At 66.1% G+C, this 22371-nt stretch carries 22 protein-coding genes; 15 read left to right on the plus strand and 7 right to left on the minus strand.

Annotation, left to right across the window (positions count from 1 at the left end):
* The first annotated feature begins 1332 nt into the window (after positions 1-1332).
* The 4 genes from IEX25_RS08715 to IEX25_RS08730 all read left to right on the plus strand — a co-directional run bounded on the left by IEX25_RS08715 (position 1333) and on the right by IEX25_RS08730 (position 5199).
* On the plus strand, positions 1333-1800 hold the full coding sequence (locus tag IEX25_RS08715; RefSeq protein WP_188714700.1) for an ATP-binding cassette domain-containing protein: 468 nt from the start codon (positions 1333-1335) through the stop codon (positions 1798-1800).
* The gene (locus tag IEX25_RS08720; protein WP_188714701.1) at positions 1800-2399 is read left to right on the plus strand and encodes a TOBE domain-containing protein; all 600 of its coding nucleotides are present in this window, start codon (positions 1800-1802) and stop codon (positions 2397-2399) included. Before IEX25_RS08715 ends, IEX25_RS08720 begins: the two co-directional genes overlap by 1 nt.
* Before the next feature lie 75 nt (positions 2400-2474).
* Positions 2475-3500 (plus strand): Fe(3+) ABC transporter substrate-binding protein, encoded by a 1026-nt coding sequence (locus IEX25_RS08725; protein WP_188714702.1) that lies wholly within the window; start codon positions 2475-2477, stop codon positions 3498-3500.
* 40 nt (positions 3501-3540) lie between these two features.
* Positions 3541-5199: an ABC transporter permease gene (locus IEX25_RS08730; RefSeq protein ID WP_229665130.1), complete on the plus strand. Its 1659-nt coding sequence runs from the start codon at positions 3541-3543 to the stop codon at positions 5197-5199.
* Positions 5200-5261: 62 nt separating this feature from the next.
* On the opposite strand, the gene IEX25_RS08735 is transcribed toward IEX25_RS08730, so the two are convergent.
* Positions 5262-5972, minus strand: coding sequence for an arylesterase (locus IEX25_RS08735; RefSeq protein WP_188714703.1), 711 nt, complete (start codon positions 5970-5972; stop codon positions 5262-5264).
* Between IEX25_RS08735 and IEX25_RS08740 the strand changes: the two genes are divergently transcribed.
* Entirely contained in the window at positions 5971-6669 is a 699-nt protein-coding gene (locus tag IEX25_RS08740) for an ABC transporter ATP-binding protein (protein ID WP_188714704.1), read from the plus strand. The genes IEX25_RS08735 and IEX25_RS08740 overlap by 2 nt on opposite strands.
* Positions 6666-9176 (plus strand): ABC transporter permease, encoded by a 2511-nt coding sequence (locus IEX25_RS08745; protein ID WP_188714705.1) that lies wholly within the window; start codon positions 6666-6668, stop codon positions 9174-9176. The genes IEX25_RS08740 and IEX25_RS08745 overlap by 4 nt, the downstream gene beginning before the upstream one ends.
* Before the next feature lie 45 nt (positions 9177-9221).
* On the opposite strand, the gene IEX25_RS08750 is transcribed toward IEX25_RS08745, so the two are convergent.
* Complete coding sequence (locus tag IEX25_RS08750; RefSeq protein WP_103172469.1) at positions 9222-9404, minus strand: hypothetical protein; 183 nt, start codon at positions 9402-9404, stop codon at positions 9222-9224.
* Positions 9405-9593: 189 nt separating this feature from the next.
* Here IEX25_RS08750 and IEX25_RS08755 point away from each other — a divergent pair, with 189 nt between their 5' ends.
* Positions 9594-10223, plus strand: coding sequence for a hypothetical protein (locus tag IEX25_RS08755; RefSeq protein ID WP_188714706.1), 630 nt, complete (start codon positions 9594-9596; stop codon positions 10221-10223).
* A 187-nt stretch (positions 10224-10410) separates the two neighbouring features.
* On the opposite strand, the gene IEX25_RS08760 is transcribed toward IEX25_RS08755, so the two are convergent.
* Positions 10411-10893, minus strand: coding sequence for a fasciclin domain-containing protein (locus IEX25_RS08760; RefSeq protein ID WP_188714707.1), 483 nt, complete (start codon positions 10891-10893; stop codon positions 10411-10413).
* Between the two features lie 150 nt (positions 10894-11043).
* Between IEX25_RS08760 and IEX25_RS08765 the strand changes: the two genes are divergently transcribed.
* Positions 11044-11634: a helix-turn-helix domain-containing protein gene (locus IEX25_RS08765; RefSeq protein ID WP_229665113.1), complete on the plus strand. Its 591-nt coding sequence runs from the start codon at positions 11044-11046 to the stop codon at positions 11632-11634.
* Positions 11635-11858: 224 nt separating this feature from the next.
* Here IEX25_RS08765 and IEX25_RS08770 read toward each other — a convergent pair whose 3' ends face one another.
* Both IEX25_RS08770 and IEX25_RS08775 read right to left on the minus strand, forming a co-directional pair.
* Entirely contained in the window at positions 11859-12062 is a 204-nt protein-coding gene (locus IEX25_RS08770; protein ID WP_188714709.1) for a hypothetical protein, read from the minus strand.
* 38 nt (positions 12063-12100) lie between these two features.
* Complete coding sequence (locus IEX25_RS08775; RefSeq protein WP_188714710.1) at positions 12101-12598, minus strand: response regulator; 498 nt, start codon at positions 12596-12598, stop codon at positions 12101-12103.
* 342 nt (positions 12599-12940) lie between these two features.
* On the opposite strand from IEX25_RS08775, the gene IEX25_RS08780 reads away from it, so the two are divergent.
* The 7 genes from IEX25_RS08780 (at position 12941) to IEX25_RS08810 (ending at position 20276) form a co-directional block, all read left to right on the plus strand.
* A complete protein-coding gene (locus IEX25_RS08780; protein WP_103172463.1) occupies positions 12941-14092 on the plus strand; it encodes a zinc-dependent alcohol dehydrogenase in 1152 nt (383 codons plus the stop codon).
* A 13-nt stretch (positions 14093-14105) separates the two neighbouring features.
* A complete protein-coding gene (locus IEX25_RS08785; RefSeq protein ID WP_188714711.1) occupies positions 14106-14633 on the plus strand; it encodes a hypothetical protein in 528 nt (175 codons plus the stop codon).
* Positions 14634-14888: 255 nt separating this feature from the next.
* Positions 14889-15974 carry a DUF475 domain-containing protein gene (locus IEX25_RS08790; protein WP_188714712.1) on the plus strand — a complete coding sequence of 362 codons (1086 nt, stop codon included), beginning with the start codon at positions 14889-14891 and terminating at the stop codon, positions 15972-15974.
* Positions 15974-16123 (plus strand): hypothetical protein, encoded by a 150-nt coding sequence (locus tag IEX25_RS08795; protein ID WP_188714713.1) that lies wholly within the window; start codon positions 15974-15976, stop codon positions 16121-16123. Before IEX25_RS08790 ends, IEX25_RS08795 begins: the two co-directional genes overlap by 1 nt.
* 63 nt (positions 16124-16186) lie before the next feature.
* Positions 16187-16570: a hypothetical protein gene (locus IEX25_RS08800; RefSeq protein ID WP_188714715.1), complete on the plus strand. Its 384-nt coding sequence runs from the start codon at positions 16187-16189 to the stop codon at positions 16568-16570.
* On the plus strand, positions 16567-19368 hold the full coding sequence (locus tag IEX25_RS08805) for a response regulator (RefSeq protein ID WP_188714717.1): 2802 nt from the start codon (positions 16567-16569) through the stop codon (positions 19366-19368). The genes IEX25_RS08800 and IEX25_RS08805 overlap by 4 nt, the downstream gene beginning before the upstream one ends.
* A complete protein-coding gene (locus tag IEX25_RS08810) occupies positions 19365-20276 on the plus strand; it encodes a diguanylate cyclase (RefSeq protein WP_188714719.1) in 912 nt (303 codons plus the stop codon). The genes IEX25_RS08805 and IEX25_RS08810 overlap by 4 nt, the downstream gene beginning before the upstream one ends.
* A 53-nt stretch (positions 20277-20329) precedes the next feature.
* On the opposite strand, the gene IEX25_RS08815 is transcribed toward IEX25_RS08810, so the two are convergent.
* Complete coding sequence (locus tag IEX25_RS08815; RefSeq protein WP_188714721.1) at positions 20330-20812, minus strand: hypothetical protein; 483 nt, start codon at positions 20810-20812, stop codon at positions 20330-20332.
* Positions 20813-21140: 328 nt separating this feature from the next.
* Positions 21141-22337 carry a calcium-binding protein gene (locus IEX25_RS08825; RefSeq protein ID WP_229665114.1) on the minus strand — a complete coding sequence of 399 codons (1197 nt, stop codon included), beginning with the start codon at positions 22335-22337 and terminating at the stop codon, positions 21141-21143.
* Positions 22338-22371 lie beyond the last annotated feature (34 nt).

Below are 22371 nucleotides of genomic sequence, written 5' to 3' on the forward strand. Positions count from 1 at the left end.
GCAGCCCGGTAGCTCGTCAGGCTCATAACCTGAAGGCCGCAGGTTCAAATCCTGCCCCCGCAACCAACATTCCCCATCAAGCCCTCGCCAAACGCGAGGGCTTTCTGCGTTCGGGTGGCAGGCGCCGTGCAGGTCAACCGCCAGACGCGTGCCGCCGCCTTCGATCTCGACCGGCACCAGGACGATCTTCTCCACCAAGGCTCGCAGCGCCTCCTTCGCTTGCTCCTGTCTCTGGGCATCGGAAAGACCTCGGATCAACTGGCCGACGCAGGCGCGGTAGGTCTTCGCCAGCGCCGGATGGAAACGCACCGGATCGGGAGCAGGCGCCGAAGACGGCACGCTTTCTAGTTCCTTGCGCCGTGCATCGAGCGCGATCATCCGGTCCTTCACCTGCTCGGCAGGCACCCCGGCGATGCTTGCGTCGACCAGCTTCTTGTGATCGCCGGTGACTTGACGCAGTTCTTTCTCCAGACCCGCGCGTCCGGCATCCGCCCTAGTCTGAAGGCGGTTGCGCTCAGCCGCATATTCCTCACAGAAGATCCGCACCGCCTCTTCATCCATCAGGTGATGCTCGAGAGCCTCCAGGACCGAGTGCTCCAGCACCTCGCGGCGGATCGTCGTCATGTTGGTGCAGGTCGCAGCGCCCTTGTTGCGCGCTGCCGAGCAGCCGAACGCCTCTTTGTTCTGCTCGGCCAAGTGCGGGCATATAGTTCTTGCAGAGCTGCGCCACAGACTCCTCGGGTCATCAGCGCCTCGTGCAGCCCGTCCAGCTCGATCTCCTCTACCGCGGCCTTCCGTAGTCCCGGCATACCGGTGCAGACCGCCGGTCCTTTCTGCTTGGCATTTGCGCAGTTGTAGCCTTTGGAGCGCCCGCTGCCGCTCACGATCAGCGCGCCGCACTGTCTCACTGCAGCAGCCCCCCAGAGCAGATACTTGCGCCGTCGGGCCGCACCCCATGCGCCGAGTGCCTGCCGATCCGGACCCTCCGCCTGCGTCATGGCCTTCTTGGTGGCGCGCTGTCGGCCGCCTCCTGGCTACCCTCGAGATGCCCGGCAAAGGCCTGTGCCCTGGCGATCTGCGTGGCAGTCGGTGCCGGCAGAACCTGGGCATCCTGGACGATCGCCGAAGCTTCCCTTCAGAGGGCCCCTCTGGCCCTGGCCGCGCGCCATCCGTGCGGCGCCGGACAGGCCGCGATACGGCACCGCAGGGCAGTGATGTCACTGCTGATCCAGCTGTCCCATCGGGCTGGAGAATATCTGCCCGATCGGATAGCACCGATGGTGAGGCTGTCGCCCCGGGCATTGCAGCCGGGATGAAACTGGAAGGCCATGCATGATTGCCGATCCGGCATATACGCTTGAACTTGAACATGTGTCGCGGCATTTCGATGGCCGGGCCGTCTTGTCGGACATCTCGCTTGCGATCCCTCCTGGCAGGATCACCTGCCTTCTGGGGCAATCCGGATGTGGCAAATCGACGCTGCTCAGGATCATTTCCGGCGTGGACCGTCCCGACCCTGGCGGCCGCATCTTTCTGGGCGGGAGGGAGGTGGCCGGTCCGGGGCATTTCGTCGAACCCGAAAACCGCCGGATTGGGTTCATGTTTCAGGATTATGCCCTGTTTCCCCATCTGACCGTCGCCGACAACCTGGCCTTCGGCCTGCGCCATCTGTCCCGGCAACAGCGTCGGGAGCGCGTGGTCGAGGTGGTCGAACGGATCGGCCTCGCGCATCTGCTTGACCGTTATCCCCATTCCCTGTCCGGGGGCGAACGCTTGCGCCGCAGCCGGCCGTTCTGCTGATGGACGAGCCGTTTTCGAACCTGGACCAGGGCCTGCGGGAAAGGGTGCGCCGGGAAACGGTCGACACCCTGCGCAAGACCGGCACCACGGCCATCATGGTCACCCATGACCCGCAAGAGGCGCTTGCCGTGGGCGACCTGATCGTGCTGATGCGCGATGGACGGATCGAACAGGCCGGCACGCCGTTCCAGATCTATGACCAGCCCTGCTCGGCCTATGCGGCCGAATTCATGGGACCCTGCAACCGCCTGACGGGCATCTGGTCCAAGGGGCGGATCGAGACGCCCATCGGCACCTTCCTGGCCGATCTGGACTTGCCCGATGGGGCCTTGGCACTTGCCTGCATCCGCCCCCAGGCGCTGTCGATCGGTCCCGACGGGCAGGGCATCTCGGCCCGGATCATGGGCAAGACCTTCACGGGGGAAAGCGAACAGATCGACATCATGGTCCATCCGCTTGCCCAGACGTTGCGGATGCATTCCCATGTGCGCATCCCGATGGCGATCGGCGAGAAGGTCAGCCTGCAGCTGAACGGCGCCCAGATCCATGTCTTCCCGGATGACCCCGAAGGCGAAAGCCATCCGGTCGTACAAAGTTGACGAAAAAACTAGACTAACCCGCGCTGCCTGACATATGACCCCCTTGGACAGATTCACAGGTTTTCGAGAGGTCACATGAAAACTGCACCGGTCGTCATTCGCATCGCCCTGGCATCCACCACCATGCTTGCCGCCATGGGCGCGGCCCAGGCCCAGGAGCTGAACCTCTACACTTCGAGAGAGCCGGGCCTTGTCGAGCCTCTGCTGGCAGCCTTCACCGAGTCCACGGGCATCAAGGTGAACACGGTCTTCCTCAAGGACGGGTTGGCGGAACGCGTGGCCTCCGAGGGCGAAAGCTCTCCGGCGGATCTGCTGATGGCGGTCGATGCCGGAAACCTGGCCGACCTTGCGGACAAGGGCCTGACCCAGCCGGTCGACTCCGAGGTCCTGGAAGCGGCCGTCCCGGAAAACCTGCGCGATCCCGAAAACCAGTGGTTCGCCCTGTCGATGCGCGCCCGGGTGATCTATGCGGCCAAGGATCTGGACGTGGACCAGATCACCTATGAAAGCCTGGCCGACCCGGAATGGAAGGGCCGCATCTGCATCCGGTCGGGCCAGCATCCCTACAACACCGCGCTTTTCTCGGCCTTCATGTCGCATCACGACGCGGCGCAGACCGAGGAATGGCTGACCGGCCTCAAGGCCAATCTGGCACGGCAGGCGGGCGGCGGCGACCGCGACGGGGCCAAGGACATCCTGGGCGGCATCTGCGATATCGCCATTGCGAATTCCTATTACGTCGGCCTGATGCAGTCGGGTCGGGGCGGCGACGAACAGCGCGCCTGGGGCGATGCGATCAAGGTGATCCTTCCGACCTTCGAGGATGGTGGCACCCATGTGAACATCAGCGGCGCGGCCGTCGCCAAGCACGCACCGAACCGCGAACAGGCCGTGCAACTGCTGGAATACCTGGTCTCGGACGAGGCGCAGAAGATCTATGCCGAGGCGAATTTCGAATATCCGGTCAAGCCCGGTGCCGCGGTCGATCCGATCATCGCGTCCTTCGGCGAATTGCAGGTTGACCCGACCCCGCTGACCGAAATCGTGACGAACCGCAAGAAAGTCAGCGAACTGGTTGACCGTGTCGGCTTCGACAACTGACGCACGCGGCGGGGAATCCCCCCGCCGCCCCTTGTCCGCCGTGGCATTCGCCACGGCCTCCGCCCTCCTGCGCCCGCGCGGGGGGGCTTGGGCCATGGCAAGCGTGCTGATCGCGGCGCTGACCCTGGTGCCCATCCTGGCCCTGGCTTGGCAGGCGGCCCAGGGTTCCGAAGGCTTGTGGTCCCATCTGTCCCGCCACGTTCTTCCCCATGCCTTGGGCCAGACGCTGATCCTGATGGCAGGGGTCGGCTTTCTGACCGCCGCGATCGGCACAGGCATTGCCTGGCTGGTCACCGCATATGACTTTCCCGGCCGCCGTTCGCTGGAATGGGCACTTCTGCTGCCGCTGGCCGTGCCGACCTATATCATCGCCTATGCCTATCTGGACATGCTGCACCCCCTGGGACCGTTCCAGTCGGCGATCAGGGCGGTGCTGGGCTTTGACAGCCCGCGGGATTTCCGCCTGCCCGACATCCGGTCCATGACCGGGGCGATCCTGCTGCTGGGCCTTGTGCTGTATCCTTACGTTTATCTGCCGGTGCGGGCGATGTTCATGACCCAGGCCGCGAACCTGGTCGAGGTCGCCCATACCCTTGGCACGCCCCGGCGCCATATCCTGTGGCGTGTCGCGTTGCCCCTGGCGCGTCCGGCCATTGCCGTCGGTGTCAGCCTGGCCCTGATGGAGACGCTGAACGACATCGGCGCATCCGAATTCCTGGGCGTCCGTTCGCTGACGATCTCGGTCTATACCACCTGGGTCACGCGATCCGACCTGGCGGGGGCCGCGCAGATCGCGCTGGCGATGCTGGTGCTGGTGGTCGCGCTGATCACCCTGGAACGCTGGGCGCGCCGGAAGCAGCGCTATTCCGTCAGCGCGCAGCGCGCCCGCAGCATGTCCCGCCAGCCGCTGAAGGGCACGGCCCGCTGGATGGCCATGGGCCTTTGCCTGCTTCCGGTGCTGCTGGGCTTCGTGCTGCCCGCCAGCCATCTGGCGATCGAGGCCTGGGAACGGTTCCAGTTCGCCGGCCTGTCCGCCCGCCTTGTGACCGAGGCGTGGAACACCTTTGCCCTGTCCGCCCTGGCGACCGTCGCCGTGCTGCTTTGCGGGCTTGTCGTCGCCTATACGGCGCGCCTCTTTCCGCAGCGGGGAATGCAGGCCGTTCACCGGATGGCATCGCTGGGCTATGCCATGCCGGGCACGATCCTGGCGCTTGGCATCCTGATCGCGGCCGGGGGGTTCGACCGCTGGATCGGGCGGATGATCAAGGACGGGCTGGGGGTGGATCCCGGTCTGGTGCTGATCGGATCGGGGCTGGCGCTGGGCTATGCCTATCTTGCGCGCTTCCTTGCGATCTCGATCGGTTCGGTCGAGGCGGGGCTCAGCCGGATCCCGCGCAGCTATGACCAGTCGGCGCGCACCCTGGGACATGGGATCGGCGGCACGCTGCGCCATGTCCACCTGCCGCTTTCCAGGGCGGCCCTGGCTGCGGGCGGGTTGCTGGTGTTCGTGGATTGCATGAAGGAACTGTCCGCGACGCTGTTGCTGCGGCCCTTGAACTTTGAGACGCTGGCCACGCATCTTTACGGGGAAGCCGCCCGCGGCACCTATGAGGAAGCCGCCATCGCGGCCCTGGCCATCGTCGTGGTGGGCATCCTGCCGGTGATCCTGCTGGCGCGGGTCGGCCGCGGCATCCAATAGGGCGACATGCCCTTGCGATGCCTGCGGGACCCTTCAGGAACAGGGGCAGGTCGAAAGGGGCGTCAACGGTCGATCCCGTCCAGCCAGGCATCGACGGCCGGACCCAGGGCCTCGACGATGGCCTGGACACCGGCGGCGTCGGGATGCAGGCCGTCGTCCTGCATCAGATCTTCCAGGCTTTCGCCCGCCTTGTATTGTTCCGTGATGGGTGCCAGCAGGTCGGGATACAGCACGGCGCCATGCTGTTGCGCGACTTCCGGGAACATGGCCGCGAAATCCCGTTGGAACTCGGGCCCGAAATTGCCGGGGGCGGACAGGCCGACCAGCATCGCAGGCACGCCTTCGGCCTTCAGGCGCGTCAGGATCGCGTCCAGGTTGGCGCGGCTGGTCGCCGGGTCGATGCCGCGCAGCAGGTCGTTGCCGCCAAGCGCCACGATCATCGCATCGGGTTCATCGGCCAGCGTCCAGTCCAGCCGCGACAATCCGCCCGCCGTGGTGTCCCCGCTGACGCCTGCGTTGATCACGATCACGTCATGGCCGGCCTTCCGCAGCCAGTCCTGCAATCGCGGCACCAGCCCCTGATCGGCGGGCAGGCCATAGCCCTGGGTCAGCGAATCCCCAAGCGCCACCAGCCGAAACGGCTCCTGGGCCGAGGCAACCACGGGCGCGGCCAGCAGACCGAGCGCCAGGAAGATCCCGCGCCAGCCTGGCTTGTTCGCGCGCCGCCAAGGCTTAGATGGCAGGAAATGCACGTTTAAGGGAAGAATGGTCATGATGGGTCCGGTTTTGTCGCTGAGGGATGTCCACCTGACCCTGCAGGGCAATGCCGGGCCGGTCGCGATCTTGCGGGGCATTTCGCTGGATGTCCACCGGGGCGAGACCCTGGGCCTGGTCGGGCCGTCCGGCTCGGGCAAGTCGTCCCTGCTGATGCTGATGGGCGGCCTGGAACGGGCGACCGGCGGCACGGTGCAGGCTTTGGGTCATGACATGACAGCGCTGGACGAAGACGCGCTTGCCCGGTTCCGGCGCGGCCGGATGGGCGTGGTCTTCCAGTCCTTCCACCTGATCCCGACGATGACCGCGCTTGAAAACGTCGCCACGCCCCTGGAACTGGCGGGCCAGTCCGACGCCTTCGACCGCGCGGCGGATGAATTGCGGGCCGTGGGGCTGGGCGCGCGGATGGATCATTATCCTGCGCAGATGTCGGGTGGCGAACAGCAGCGGGTGGCACTGGCCCGCGCGGCTGCGCCCCGGCCCGCGATCCTTCTGGCGGACGAACCCACGGGCAATCTGGACGGCACCACCGGAGAGGCGATCATGGATTCGCTGTTCGGTTTGCGCGACCGGCACGGGGCGACCCTGGTTCTGGTCACGCACGCGTCCGATCTGGCGCTGCGCTGCGACCGCGTCATGCGCCTGCGCGACGGCCGGATCGAAGGCGAGGATCGTCAGCAGCAGGCGGCCCAATGACGCCCGGCTGGCGCATCGCCCGGCGCGAATTGCGAGGCGGCCTGTCGGGCTTCTGGATCTTTCTTCTGTGCCTGACGCTGGGCGTGGGTGCCATCGCCGCAGTCGGATCGGTGCGCGCGGCGCTTGAATCGGGGCTTGCGCGGCAGGGGTCGGTGCTGCTGGGGGGCGACGCCGCGCTGCGCCTGACCTATCGCCTTGCCACCGATGCCGAACGCGACTGGATGGCGGACCATGCCCGGCAGGTGTCCGAGGTGGTGGATTTCCGGTCCATGGCCGTGGTGGGCGAGGATCGCGCCCTGACCCAGGTGAAGGGCATCGACGATGCCTGGCCGCTGCGGGGGCAGGCCCGGTTCGAGCCGCCCCTGACCGTGGCCGAGGTCCTGGCAGGCCGCGACGGTCTGCCGGGCGCGGCGATGGATCCGCTTCTGATCGACCGGCTGGGCTTGCGGATCGGCGACCGCTTTCGCCTTGGGGTGCAGGATTTCGTGCTGACCGCCGCGCTGACCCGCGAACCCGACGCGCTGAGCGGCAGCTTCGGCCTTGGCCCGCGCACGCTTGTCGCCACCCGGGCGCTGGCGGATTCGGGGCTGCTGTCGCCGGGCACGCTGTTCGAATCCAGCTATCGCCTGACGTTGCGCCCGGGCGACAGCCTCGATGGGCTGCGGGCCGAAGCGACCCAGTATTTCGATGCCGGGATGCGATGGCGCGACAGCCGCCGGGGCGCGCCAGGGGTGGAAACCTTCGTCGAACGGCTGGGATCGTTCCTGGTCCTGGTGGGTCTTGCCGGGCTGGCCGTGGGCGGCGTGGGCGTGTCGGCGGCGGTGCGCAGCTATCTGGACGCGAAAACCCCGGTCATTGCCACGCTGAAGACCCTGGGGGCCGAAGGGCGGACGATCTTCGCGATCTATTTCCTCCAGATCGGCGCACTGACCCTGCTGGGGGTTCTTGCGGGGCTGGCCCTGGGGGGGCTTGCGCCCCTGGCCGCAGCCCCCTGGCTGCAATCGCGCCTGCCGATCCCGGCCGAGTTCACGCTTCATATTGCCCCCCTGGCCGAGGCCGGGGCCTATGGCATCCTGACCGCGCTGATCTTCACCCTGCTGCCGCTGGCCCGCGTCGAACGGGTGCGTGCGGCTGCCCTGTTCCGGGGCATCGGCGCCGATGCCCGAACCTGGCCCCGCAAGCGGCATCTGGCGGCGCTGGCGGCTGCGGTGCTGGCGCTGATCGGAACGGCGGCGTCGCTGGCCTCGCTGCCGTGGCTGGCCTTGTCGGTGGCGGGCGGGGTGGTCGCGGCGCTTGCGGCGCTGTGGCTGGCGGCGCAGGGATTGCGCGCCCTTGCCCGGCGGCTGGCGCGCCAGCCCGCCCTGCGCGGACGCCCCGTGCTGCGGCTGGCGGTGGCGGCGGTCGGCAATCCGCGCGAAGGCGTGGCGGCGGTCGTCCTGTCGCTGGGTCTGGGCCTGTCGGTGCTGGCCACGGTGGGCCAGATCGACGCCAACATGCGCCGCGCCATCGCGGCCGAACTGCCCGACCAGGCGCCGTCCTTCTTCTTCATCGATATCCAGCCCGACCAGTTGGCGGGCGTTCTTGACCGGCTGGACGGCGATCCGGGCGTGGGGGCTGTCGATACCGCGCCCTCGCTGCGCGGGATCGTCACCGCCATCAACGACATTCCCGCCCGCGACTGGGGCGACCATTGGGTGCTGCGAGGCGACCGCGGCGTCAGCCACGCCGCCGCGCCGCCCCCCGGCACGGAACTGACCGCCGGCGAGTGGTGGCCCGAGGATTACGCTGGCCCCCCGCTGATCAGCTTTGGCGCGGACGAGGCCGCAGAGATCGGCCTGTCGCTGGGGGACCGGGTGACGGTGAACATCCTGGGTCGCGACATCACCGGCACCGTCGCGAATTTGAGGCGCCTTGATTTCCGCAGCGGCGGGATCGGCTTCGTGATGATCTTCGACAGCGCCGCCCTGGCCGGCGCCCCCCAGACCCATATCGCCACCGTTCATACCGATCCCGCATCCGAAGCTGCGATCCTGCGCGATATCGGCGCGGCCTTTCCGAACGTCACCGCGATCCGCGTGCGCGACGTGGCCGACCGCGTGGCCGAGGCGATGGGCGCCCTTGCATCCGCCACGTCGCTTGCGGCGCTTGCGGTGCTGGCGACGGGCTTTGTCGTGCTGATTGGCGCTGCGGCGGCAGGCGAACGCGCCCGCGTATTCGAGGTGGCTGTGCTGAAGACCCTGGGCGCCACGCGGGCCACGGTGCTGGCAAGCTTTGCCCTGCGATCCGCGCTGATGGGCGCGGCGGCCGGGCTGGTCGCGGTTCTGGTCGCCGCCCTGTCAGCCTGGGCGATCCTGACGCAGGTGATGGAACTGGACTATCGCTTTGCCCCCGGATCCGCGCTGGCGGTCATTGCGGGGGGCGTGCTGGCCACCTTGGCCGCGGGCCTGGTCTTTGCCCTTCGTCCCCTGTCGGCCCGTCCCGCCCGCGTGCTGCGCGCGCAGGAATAACCGACGGGGATCGTCATGGCCCCGACTTGACCGGGACCATGGTCATCAAAGCTCTGACGACGGCTTGCGCAGTTCCGGCTTGGTCGGGTCCCTGTATCCCGCATGTTCGTCGGCGGGAACGGTGTGTCCGGTGTCCCGCGTCGTTCCCCGCACGCCGTCCGGCAGGACGCCCTCGTTCTTCGGGGGGCGATCGTCGCGGGTCGTCTGGATGTCCTTGTCCTGGGCCATGGTTTTCCTCCGGGTGTTCCTTGAGCCAGCGGCCACCGGGACGGCCGGCCACGGACAGGCAAAACGATGCCGGGGCGGCTTTTGTTCCTGATCCGCAGGGGCGCGGGCCGATGACGCAGGGCCGTAAACCCTATCTTAAGGGGCATCCTCTAGGCATGTTTTCAGCCGCATCGCCGCAGGATTCGCCGCATGACCGACCAGACACCCATTCCGCCAGCCATCAGGGAGCCGCTGCTTTACGGCGTGGTGGATGTCCTGCGCGCCGACCGGGTGGCGGGCTGGGTGATCGACCGGACCGATCCCGCCCGCAATGCCACCGTCGAAATCCGCCGCGAAGGAAGGCTGATCGGGACCGTCACCGCCAACCGCCCGCGCAAGGATCTGGAACGCCAGGCGGTCGGGACCGGAGCCTATGGCTTCGCCTTCGCCTTCGATCCGCCGCTGGAGGAGGCGATGGAGTTCACGGTCGCGGTGAAGGCCAGATCCCGGGATGGGGCTGAACTGGTGTTGCAGCCGGTCGCCAATGCTGCCCGGACGATCTCGGCCGAAAAGCGGGCGCTTGGCCGCATCCTGGGGGAACTGGCGGATCTGCGCGACGATATCAGTGATTTGCAGCGGAACCTGGCATCGGCCGAACAGGGCCGCCAGACGTTCCAGGAACGGCTGGAGCTTGTCCAGTTGCGGATTGAAACGGCGGTATCGGCCATGGCCGCGCCTCCGGCCACTCAGTCCGGCTGGCTTGCCGCAGTCGCCATAGGCGGCGCCGTCATTGCCGTCGGATCGCTGGCGATCGGGATCTTTTCGCTTTTCGCGGGGTGACCTGGGCTGGGCCTGCGGGTCTGGGACCGCCGGGATCAAGAAGCCCTGTCCGATGGCAGCAGCCTTAGACGGCGGACTTCGCTTCCCGCGCCCGGCTGCGGTTCTCGCGCCTTGAATGACGAACGGAGAGGGAAGCGCCCCTCTCCGTCCCATGACCCGGTGACAGGGCCTGTATCGCCTGTCGGGATCAGCTTTCCGGCGGCAGGATCACCTGGTCGATGACATGGATGACGCCGTTGCTGGCGGCCACGTCGGTCGCGGTGACATTCGCCTCGTTCACCTTGACGGCGCTGCCATCGACCTGCACGTCGATCATCTTGCCGTTGACGGTCGGGGCTTCGTCCAGTCCGACCACATCGGCCGCCATCACTTCGCCCGGCACGACGTGATAGGTCAGCACATCCACAAGCTGCTGCTTGTTCTCGGGCTGCAGCAGGGTTTCCACCGTGCCGGCGGGAAGCTTGGCAAAGGCCTCGTCGGTGGGGGCGAAGACGGTGAAGGGGCCTTCGCCCTTCAGCGTTTCCACCAGACCGGCAGCCTCCAGGGCCTGGGCAAGGGTGTTGAAGGTACCGGCCTCCACGGCCGTGTCGACGATATCCTTTTCAGCGGCAAAGGCGGGCACGGCAGCAAAACCGATCAGGGCGGCGGCAATGGCGGGCATCATTTTCATGGTCGTCTCCTTGGGTTGCAAAAGTGTCACGAAGGTCCGTGCATGTTCATAACGTGACAAAGCGTTTTCAGCCCAATCAAATTTTCATGATGAGAAAGCGGTTTTTCTTGACGAGAAAACGAAGCTTCGATCATTATCCTGGGGTGAAAGATGTCCGGGGGTGCCATGTCGGATACGCTGACGGAAGAACTGGAAAAATACCGCATCGGACCGCGGATGCGGGAACTGCGCCTGCGAAAGAAGCTGGGGCTGGTCCAGCTTGCGGAACATACCGGTCTTTCGCCTGCCATGCTGTCCAAGATCGAACGGGGGCAGGTCTTTCCCACCTTGCCCACGCTGCTGCGGATCGCCTTGGTGTTCAGGGTCGATCTGGATTACTTCTTCAAGAAGACCGAGGCGAGGATCGCCGTGACGCGCAGGGACGAACGCATCCGCCTGGCCATCCCGGGCGGCACCTCGCCGGCGTCCTATCTGTTCGAAAGCCTTGACTATCCCTTGGCAGAGCGACGGATGGAGGCGTTCCTGGCCCATTTCCCTTCCGGTGCGCCTCCCTCCGAACCCCACCAGCATGGGGTCGAGGAGATGATCTATGTGATCGAGGGCAGCCTTGCGGTGGTCGTGGACGAGGAAACGGTGACGCTTGGCGAAGGGGATGCCATGTCCTTCGATCCCAGCCTTCTGCACAGCTATCAAGGGCAGGGCGACAAGGAATGCCTCGCGCTTGTGGTGGCGCTGGCATGACGCCCTGCACAGACGATCCATAGAGCCTGGCCAAGCTTTCTAGACCGGCCTGAACTCGATGTCCGGGCGCAGACGGCGGCAGAATTCGTGGATCAGGTCGATTGTCGCCCCCATGTCGGCCAGGCAGACCACCTCGGACGGGGTGTGCATATAGCGCGGGGGCACCGAGATGACGCCGGTCGCCTAGCGCTGGAAAGGGATGGCCCGGTCCTGAGCGGATGCGATCAGCATGTCGAAGACCACCGGGATGGTATTGCCCCCCCCTGAGAGATCCCCGGCCCCTTGCCCAGATCCAGCCTGCCCAGGTGGCCGGCATACATGAAGCGGAACGCCGAGTCGGGATTGATGACGGCGCTGACATTGCCCAGGACATCGGTTGTGACCTGATGGGCAAAGGACTGCACATGATCGCGGTAAAGGCGCGCCACGGGCTGTTCGAACCCGCTGGCCGAGGGGCCGGGCGGCCTTACGCTGCGGGCCGGCTGGTCATGCCGGGGCGCATGGGGGGCAGCGCAAGATCGTCATGCGCCATCCGGACCGCATCCGAAGGCAGCGCGTCGGGCAGGACCACATCGGCAGGCATGCGCATCCCGCCCGGCAGGGCAAGCTGCGCCCGCGGCCCGGCGATGCGTCCCAGGGACTTCTCGGGGGTGATCGGCGCCTGCGACATCCAGGCGGGCGGTGCGGGACACATCAAGGCGATCGCCTCGACAGCCAGGCGGAAGCCCGAGGGTTTGCGGATGCGGCCGATGTCGTCGAAACGGCGCGGGATCATCACGTCGTCATGCGCGGTCATGAAGACGAAGGGCAGGCCGCGCGCCCGAAGGGCATCCGCCACCTTGAACCGCACCCCCTGGCCCAGGTCGATCTCGAGGATCGCGCAGGACAGGGACCGGCTTTCGATCAGGGCAATCGCCTGGTCTTCCCGTGCCGCCGGGCCGATGACCTGGGCGCCCGCCTGCACAGGGCATGATGGGCACGGGCCGCAAGCCGGACGTCGCCTTCGACCAACAGAACCGCGGTTCCCTCCAGTCTTGCCCCGATACCCATGTCGAAAATCCTCCTGCAATGGCGGATGGCCATCGCGTCCTTCAGAAATGATGCCGTTGCGCGGGCTGGACATCGTGGCGTCGCGACCGGGTCGCAGTGCCACTTCCGGCTTTCCCCCATGCAAGCCGTTCAACCGCAGGATCATCGCAATGTTCCCGCGTTTGATCTTTGTTCATCTGCCGCCCGCTTTTGCCCCCGGATTGGAACAACTGTCCCCCGGCGGATGTTGCCCCGGCAGTCTGCGAGGAGAATTGCCGTGCTAGCTGCCGATTATCGCGGCCCGCGCCGTATGCGGGTCAGTTCCAAGCGCGACCCCATGATCCATCATCCGCGCGATGCCATCGTTCGCGTCACCCGGTCCTGCGTCTGCGGATCGGATCTGCACCTGTATCACGGGATGGTGCCCGACACCCGGATCGGGACGACCTTCGGCCACGAATTCTGCGGCATCGTCGAGGAGGTCGGGTCCGAGGTCGCCAACCTGAAGCCCGGCGATCATGTGCTGGTCCCCTTCAACATCGCTTGCGGACAATGCCATTTCTGCAAGCAGGGCCTGTTCGGCAACTGCCACGAGGCCAACCCCCAGGCCACGGCGGTCGGGGGCATCTTCGGCTATTCGCACACGGCGGGCGGCTATGACGGGGGGCAGGCGGAATATGTGCGCGTGCCCTATGCCGATGTCGGGCCGACGCTGATCCCCGGCTGGATGGATCCCGACGACGCGGTGCTGCTGACCGATGTGGTGCCCACGGGATACCAGGCGGCCGAGATGGGCGGCATCCAAAAGGGCGACACCGTTGTCGTCTTCGGCGCGGGCCCGGTGGGCATCATGGCCGCGCGTTGCGCCTGGCTGTTCGGCGCGGGCCGGGTGATCGTGATCGACCACCTGGATTACCGCCTGGATTTCGCGCGCCGGTACTGCCCGGCCGAGGTCTATAACTTCAAGTCCATCGACGACATGGCGGTGTTCATCAAGAAGCAGACGGATTCGCTGGGCGCGGATGTCTGCATCGATGCCGTGGGCGGCGACGCCTCGGGCAGTCCCTTGCGCACGGTCCTGGGCAAGAAGATGAAGATCGAGGCGGGTTCGGCCATCGTCCTTCACTGGGCGATCAACTCCGTCAAGAAGGGCGGCGTGGTGTCTATCGTCGGCGTCTATGGACCGACCGGCAACATGGTTCCCATGGGCAATGTCCTGAACAAGGGCATCACGATCCGGGCCAACCAGGCCTCGGTCAAGCGGCTGTTGCCCCGGCTGATCGAACATGTGCGCGAAGGCCGGATCGATCCCAAGGCCATGATCACCCACCGGGTGCCGCTGGAGGATCTGCCCGACGCCTATCATCTTTTTTCCTCCAAGCTCGATGAATGTATCAAGCCCGTTCTCTATCCCAATGGCGGACGCTGAAAGGACGCACAGGATGAAGCAGAATTCCAGCCAGACGATCGACCCTGCCACCGTGAACGGCTGGGGGGTCGATGCCGACCCCCGGAACGATCCGACCTATCCGATGCGCGACCGATCCGCCGATACCGAAACGCACATGGCCTGGAAGCGCCCGCCCTTGCAGCGCCCCGAGGTCGAGCTGCTGCAATCCGTGGAACATAACCGCCGCCCGGCGGTCTTCGGCACATCCTCGCCCCCGTCGGGGATCAGCGGCATGGTTCGCCGGGCGGCCTTCGGCTTCAGCGAATCGGATTGGCGGCATTGGCTGATGCTGCTGGGGGCAGACCGCATCAACATGATCGAGGGCTTGGCCCAGGATCTTGGCCGGGGCCATGTCCCCAACGTTCCCGCCGAAATGGGCCTGGGGGCCGAATGGCAGTACAACAGGGGCGGCCTTGCCCGAAAGGTCGCCATCGGCGCGGCCGTCGCCGTGGTCGCGGTGGCGCTGCTGGGCCGGAACGACCGCCGCAGCCATGCGCGGCCCTCGCGCCGCATCCGATAAGAAGGGCTGCGGGCCAAAGGCGTGCCGCATGGCCTGCGGCTGTCCGACCGCTTCGGAACAAGGCAACGGCCCGGCGGGATCGGGCCGTTTCTGCCGCTTGCGGGCATAAGACACTTGCGTGAAGGCCCAACATCCTTCAAATGCGCGTTATCCGCCGGGCGGATGCAGACTGGGTGACCGGGTCCCTCTGGCGGATGTGGCGGCACATTCGTGATGTCGGCACTGATCCTGAACCAGCCGCCTGGACCTTTTCTCATGGAAAACGGACTCCCTTCCTCTGGCCTCGGCGCAGATACGCGGCCGACCCTTCGCTATTTCACCTGGGCCTTCATTGTCACTGCCCTGGGCCTGATCCTGGGCGCCTTTCTGGGCTGGCAGATGACCGGCACGGTTGGCGGAATGCTGACCATCTTCTTCATCTGCGCGGTGCTGGCCGTCCTGGAAATCTCGTTGTCCTTCGACAACGCGATCGTCAACGCGAACAAGTTGAAGGAAATGACGCCGGAATGGCAGCGGCGTTTCCTGACCTGGGGCATCCTGATCGCCGTCTTCGGGATGCGGATCGTCTTTCCGCTGCTGATCGTGGTGATCGCCGCCAAGATCGGGCCGTGGGACGCCATGGTGCTGGCCGCCGCGCGGCCCGAGGAATACGCCAGGATCATGCACGACGCCCACCTGCCCATCGCAGCCTTCGGGGGCACCTTCCTGATGATGGTGGGCCTGTCCTTCTTCTTCGACCATGAAAAGGACGTCCACTGGGTCCGCTGGCTGGAAGCCAAGATGCAGAAATACGCCACGATCCGCGGGATCGAGGTTGCGGTGGTGCTGTCGCTGATCCTTATCTTCTCGCGCTTCCTGGATCCGGTCGAATCGCAGATCTTCTTCAGGGCCGCGATCTGGGGCCTTCTGACCTTTCTTCTGGTCGAGGTTCTGGGCGGCCTGCTGGACAGCAGCCAGGAAGCCCTGGCGGCCGGGGCCAAGGGCGGCCTGGGGGCGTTCCTTTACCTCGAGGTTCTGGACGCCTCCTTCAGCTTCGACGGCGTGATCGGGGCCTTCGCGCTGACCCAGAACCTGTTCATCATCGCCATCGGCCTGGGGATCGGCGCCATGTATGTGCGCTCCATGACCATCATGCTGGTCGAAAAGGGCACGCTGGCGCAGTACCGCTATCTGGAACATGGCGCCTTCTATGCGATCATCGCGCTGTCGGTGATCATGTTCCTGCAATCCTTCGTCCACATCCCCGAGGTCATCACCGGCCTGGGCGGCGCCGCGCTGATCGGCGTGTCGCTATGGTCCTCGATCCGCTGGAACCGCAACACGCGGGCCCCGGGGGAATGATGATCGACCGGCCGCAGCACTATCTGCGGCCGGTCATGTCCCTGGGTCATGCCGGGCATGAAGATGGCAGCGCATTTCCTTCCTGCCAGGCACTTTGCAACCAACTGTCATTTCATTGTTTAAAAATTAAGCTGCTTTTGGCGCGTTGATAAACGTAACGGCAGCTATGGTTCCCTATGTTCAAGAAAACCGCTTCTTGTCAGGGTAACGACGTGTCCGACCTTCCGCATCCCTCGGCCGGCTTCCAGACGGGGAACAAGGCCACTGAACGGCCGACGCTTGCCAGCCTTTGGCCGGCCGTGGCCGTGGCCCTTCTGGGGCTTCCGGTCCTGGTGCTGCTTGCCCTGACCTTGGGCGAGGGCAGGGGGCAATATGTGGTGATCGCCGCCCCCTGGACGGACCGGGCGGGCGTCGCGGACGGGATTCACCGCGCCGGGGCCGGGCTGGTCGCGTCGGGCTTCCTGCCCAACATCGCCGTCGCCTGGTCCGAGGATGGGGATTTCCCTGCCGCCGCGCGGGCGCAGGGCGCCTGGCTTGTGCTGCCGACCGCGGGCTTTGCGGGCTGCGGGTCGGCGGGCGGGGGGCGCGGGCGATGACCGACCAGTTGAACCACCTGCGGCAGCGTTTCGGACAACTGCTGGTGCTGGTCTTCTGGTGCCATGTTCCGCTTCTGGGCGTCGTCGCGCTGCTGACCGGGGCCATGCCGGTGGCGGGTGCCATGCTGATCGGCGCGGTCATGGCCGCGATCTATCAGGTGACATGGTATCGCGCCGGCACCGCGCCCATGACGCGCTATGTCGCCGCCGTGCTGCTGATCGGGCAGCCGTCGCTGCTTTTGCTGCTTCTGCAAGGTCACATGTGGCAGATGGACATGCACATGTATTTCTTTGCGATGATCGCGCTGAACATAGCCTGGTTCGACCGCACGGCCCTGGTCGTCGCGGCGACGGTCACGGCGCTGCATCACCTGGTGCTTCTGTATTTCCTGCCGATTGCCGTCTTCTCGTCCGAGGGCGATCTTCTGCGCGTCGCCCTGCACGCGGTGATCGTGCTGTTCCAGACGGTCGTGCTGATCTGGGTCAGCGACAAGGTCGTCGAATCCTTCCGCCGCATCGAACGGATGGGCACAAGGCTTGTGGCGCAAAGCGAGACGCTGAAGCTGCGCAGCCACGAGGCCGAGCAGGCCAGCCGCGCAAAGGGCATGTTCCTTGCCAACATGAGCCATGAGATCCGCACCCCGATCAACGCGATCATCGGCTTTTGCCACCTGATCCAGCGCACGCCGCTGGATGCGCGGCAGCGCGACCAGATCGGCAAGATCAGCAGCGCCGGGACCACGTTGCTGCGGCTGGTGAACGACATCCTGGATCTGTCGAAAGGCGAGGCCGGGCATCTGACACTGGAGGACGAGGTTTTCGACCCCCGTGCCGAGCTGTCGCGTCAGGTCCAGTTTCTGTCCGAGCCGCTGCACAGGAAGAACCTCGACATCAGGATCGACATCGATCCGCGCATCCCTTCGCTGCTGTCGGGCGACATCACGCGGCTGAACCAGGTTCTGACCAACCTGCTTGGCAATGCCATCAAGTTCACAAGCGAGGGGACGATCACCATCGCGGCGCGGCTGGTCGAACGGAAAGGCGACATCGCGGTGATCGAATCGTCGATCAGCGACAATGGCATCGGCATGACGGCCGAACAGCTGTCCCGGATGTTCACGCCCTTCATGCAGGCCGACAGCTCGACCACGCGCCGCTTCGGCGGTACCGGCCTGGGCCTGGCGATCTGCCGCCAGATCGTCGAACAGATGGGCGGCTGGATCCGGGCGGAAAGCGAACCGGGCCGCGGCAGCACCTTCACGGTCATGACGCCCTTGCGGATCCCCGAACAGCAGGTGCTGCCCGATGCCCTGCCTTCGGAATCGATAAGGCGGCTGCATGTCCTGCTGGTGGACGACAATCCCATCACCTGCCGGATCATCCAGGAAATCTTCCTGCAATGGGGCATGACCATCGACATTGCCGATGGCGGCAGCGTCGCCTTGGCGATGGCCAGGCGCGAACTTCAGGCCGGCCGGCGCCATGATCTTGTGATCATGGACTGGAAGATGCCCGGCATGGACGGGCTTCAGACCCTTCATGCCATGCGAGCGGTGATGGGCACGGATTTTGCCCCCTTCGTGCTGATGATGACCTCCTACGACATCGACGAGGTGCGGCAGGATGCCAGCGGCAGGGGCGTGGATCTGTTCCTTGCCAAGCCGATCGATGCAGCAAGCCTGCTGCAGGCGCTGAACCAGTTGTCCCTGATGCGCGCCGATCAGCCCATCCGGAACGCCCCCGCACACGGACCCGGCCTGCCGCCTGCCCTGCGAGGGCTGCGTGTCCTGCTGGTCGAGGATAACGAGATCAACCGCGAAATCGCCGCCCAGATCCTGTCCGATGCCGGGCTGGTGGTCGATTGCGCCGCCGACGGCAGCATCGCCTGCCGCATGGTGGATCAGGCGGGCGGGGCCTATTCCGCCGTCCTGATGGACATCCAGATGCCAGAAATGGACGGCATGGCCGCCACCCGGCAGATCCGCAAGACCTGGTCGTCGGCACAGCTTCCCATCATCGCCATGACCGCCCATGCCTTTGCCGAGGAACGGCAGGGCTGCCTGGCCGCCGGGATGGATGATCACCTGACGAAGCCCGTCGATCCCGCGCATCTGATCGCCACGCTGGAACGCTGGCTGGTCCTGGGCCGCCAGGCGGTTCCCGCCATGCCCAGCCTGCCCGATGACTTGCCGCCCTTCGACATTCCCGCAGCCCTGGCGCGGGTCAACGAAAACCGCGACCTTTTGCTGCGGCTGATCCTGTCCTTCGCCGACAGCCATGCCCGTGCCTGCGACGACCTGTCCGCCTTGCTGGACGGGGGCAGGGCCGAGGATGCGCATCGGCTGGCCCATACCCTCAGGGGCGTGGCCGCCTCGCTGGAACTGCCCTTGGTCGCTGCTGCGGCGGGACGGTTGGAACAGGCCCTGTCACCCGGTGGACAAGGGGATGTCGCGGCCCTGCTGGCCCTGTTGGGACCGCCCTTGGCCGATGCGATTGCCGCTGCGGCGCAGTTGCGGCCGGCGGGCCCTGCTGCGATCCCGATCCGCCCTGCCTCCGTCCAACCCGCTGCCGATCCGATCATGCTGGCCGAAGCCCTGGACACCCTGCGCGATCAGATCCGGCGCCGCAGCCTGTCCGCCCGCCAGGGCTTTGGACGGCTGGCCGATCTGTTGCGGCTGGATGACGCGGCCCGGCAGGCCCATCCGCTGCACATGGCCCTGCAAAGGCTGGACTATGCCGCAGCCTCGGCCCTGATCGACGCCGAATTCGCCGGCCCCGCGCAGGGGATCGCCGTATGACCACCAAGCCCGTTGTCCTGATCGTCGATGACGAGATCCTCAACATCGAGATCGCAAGCGCCGCGCTTGAGGACGGATACGAGATCAGCTTCGCCCTGTCAGGCCACCAGGCGCTGGAGGTGGCCCAGGCCGCCGGACCGGACCTGATCCTGCTGGATGTCATGATGCCGGGTCTGAACGGCTATGATCTGTGCAGGCTGCTCAAGCAGGATCCGGCCCTTTCGGATGTTCCGGTCATCTTCACCACCAGTCTCCAGACCCCCGAGGCCGAGTTGCTGGGCCTGTCCGCCGGGGCCATCGACTATGTGACCAAGCCCTTTCAGCCGGGCGCCCTGCGGCAGCGCGTGGGTAACCATGTCCAGATGAAGCGGATGCGCGACCAGCTTGCCGGATTGGCGATGCAGGACCATCTGACGGGTCTCGGCAACCGTCGCCTGCTGGAACAGCGTCTGCAACAGGAATTGCGCCAGACGGGCCGGGATGGCGGCAATCTGGCGCTGATCCTGCTGGATATCGACCATTTCAAGCAGTTCAACGATCTTTACGGCCATCCCGAGGGCGACCGTTGCCTTCAGCGCGTCGCCGATGTGCTTGACCGGCACATGCGCCGCGGACGCGATCTTGCCGCCCGCTATGGCGGCGAGGAATTCGCCTGCATCCTGAACGGCCCGGATCTGGCCGGGGGCATGGCCGTGGCGGAATCAATTCGCGCCGGCGTTGAAGCCCTGGCGATCCCCCATGCAGGATCGCGTGTCGCGGGATCGGTGACGATCAGCCTGGGCGTCGCGGCCGGTCGTCCGGCGCGGGGTGCCTTGTCCGAACGCTGGCTCCGGGACGCCGACCTGATGCTTTACCGCAGCAAGAACGCCGGTCGGAACCGCGTCACGGGAAGTTCTTCTGCCCTGTGATGGCAGGACCGTCCTTGCAGGAAGGATCGGCGGTTGGTCGGGGGGCTGGGATGTCAGTGCCTGAACCTTGACGAGATGATCAGGATCTTGCGGTCGTCCCCGTCGGCTTCCGGCGCGGCGCCGGTGCCATCGGCCCGGGAGAGGCGCCGTTCCTCGACCTGCGGGCGGCTTGCTTGCAGGACATCCAGCATGTCGGGAAAGCCGCTGGCGATGTCCGGCATCCCGGCCACCGCATAGGCGGCTTGCCCCAGGCCGGCATAGTGGACGATGGTTCCCCCTTGCCGCACCAGCCGGGCCGAAAAGAAGGCACAGGAAATCAGGCATTCGTCGCCGATCTGGCGCGATTCACCCTGTCGGGCGCGGCGGCTGGCGGCGTCCATCAGCCTGACCGTCAGCCGGTCGGGCGCAAGGGGTCGATGCATGTAGCGTGCCAGGGTCGAGGCGAGGTGGTATTCGAGATCCGCAGAAAGCGCGACCCGGCTTTCGCGCATCCCCTCGACCACCAGATCCCGCGCTGCGGAAAGATAGGTATCCATCACGATATCCCCTGGTATCCAGACCACCAAACGTCCATCGCACAGGAAAATCTTGCCTCAGTCCTGCTGCAGGTCAAGCCCCGTGATGATGGATGAAGTTGAAATCACGGGATTTTGGCAGAGCCTTTCAAGAACTGCCCTTTTGCGGGCGATCCTGCCGGTCCTTGCGGTCGCCACCTTGTTTCCCTGCAGGCCCACAAGGCTGGCCGGCAGCGTGAACCCCACGGGAACGATCGACATCCTGGCAGGCCTCTAAGCGGTTCATGGCCGGATGCGCCTTCGACGAGCGCATCCGGCCCTGTTTCGGCAGGCGAGGATCGGGGCGCGGCTACCAGAAATCGACTCTCGTCTGCAAAAGCTGGGCCAGCGTGTCGGGATCCTGGTTCAGGAAGATGGCGCCATTTCCGTTCCCAAGATCCAGCAGGGTCGCATCGCCAAGATCCAGCATCCGGTCCGCAAGGGATGCAAGGTCGATTGTCTGGCCATTGATGCTGCTGGTCAGGACAAGGCGGTCGTCCAGGCCGAAATCGGCGATGATGTCGGTTCCGTGGCTGCTGCGGAACTGGAACACATCCGCCCCGCTGCCGCCTGTCAGGAAGTCGTCGCCCGCCCCGCCGTTCAGCACGTCGTCCCCGGTGCCGCCATCCAGCATGTCATTGCCGCGGCCACCGTGCAGCGTGTCGTTGCCTGCCCGACCCAGCAACACATCGTCGCCACGGCCGAAATCCTCCACGGCGGCGACGAAGTCGTTCCCGTCGCCCAGGTCGACGATGTCGTCGCCCCCGCCGGTGTCCACCCAGTCGTTGCCGGCCCCGCCCTGGATGCTGTCGTCGCCAAAGCCGCCATGGATGGTGTCGTTCCCCGTGCCGCCCTCCATGGTGTCGTTGCCGTTGCCGCCGTTCAGGCGGTCGTTTCCGTCCCCGCCTGACATCAGGTCGTTGCCCAGCCCGCCGTCCAGCGTGTCGCGGCCGTCCCCGCCCGACAGGACATCACGCCCCGCATCCCCTTCCAGCAGGTCGTTGCCCGCCCCGCCGAACAGGATGTCGTCCCCGTCCTGACCGTCAAGCGTGTCGTTCCCGGTCCCGCTATGCATCAGGTCCGATCCGAAGGAACCGAACAGCGCGTCGTTTCCTGCCCCGCCGAACAGCCAGTCCGACGAGACGCGCTTGGCCGCCGACCAGTCGGCATAGGACAGTCCCCCGCGTGCCGGATCGCTGGCCCAGCGGACATCCAGCACATCGTCGCCCGCACCGCCGATGAGCAGGTTCCATCCCGCGCCGCCATGAAGGGAATCATTGCCCGCAAAGCCGGCAAGGATGTGGTTGCCGATGCCGGTCTGGATCGCATCGTCGCCAGCCCCGCCCAGCCACAGGCCCGAGGCCAGGCTTTCGGCGAAGATGGCGATGGCGGCTTCCAGGAAATCCTGCCGTGCGGCCAGGGCCTCTGCCAGGTTCGCGGTGATCGGCGGCACTTGCGCCGGGCCATCGGTCAGAAGGGGGGGACTGGGGTCTGAATAGGTCGTCATGGGTGCTTTTCCAGTTTGAAATAACCCGATGCCT

Origin of the sequence: Paracoccus acridae (genome assembly GCF_014642735.1) — a bacterium.
GTDB lineage: Bacteria > Pseudomonadota > Alphaproteobacteria > Rhodobacterales > Rhodobacteraceae > Paracoccus > Paracoccus acridae.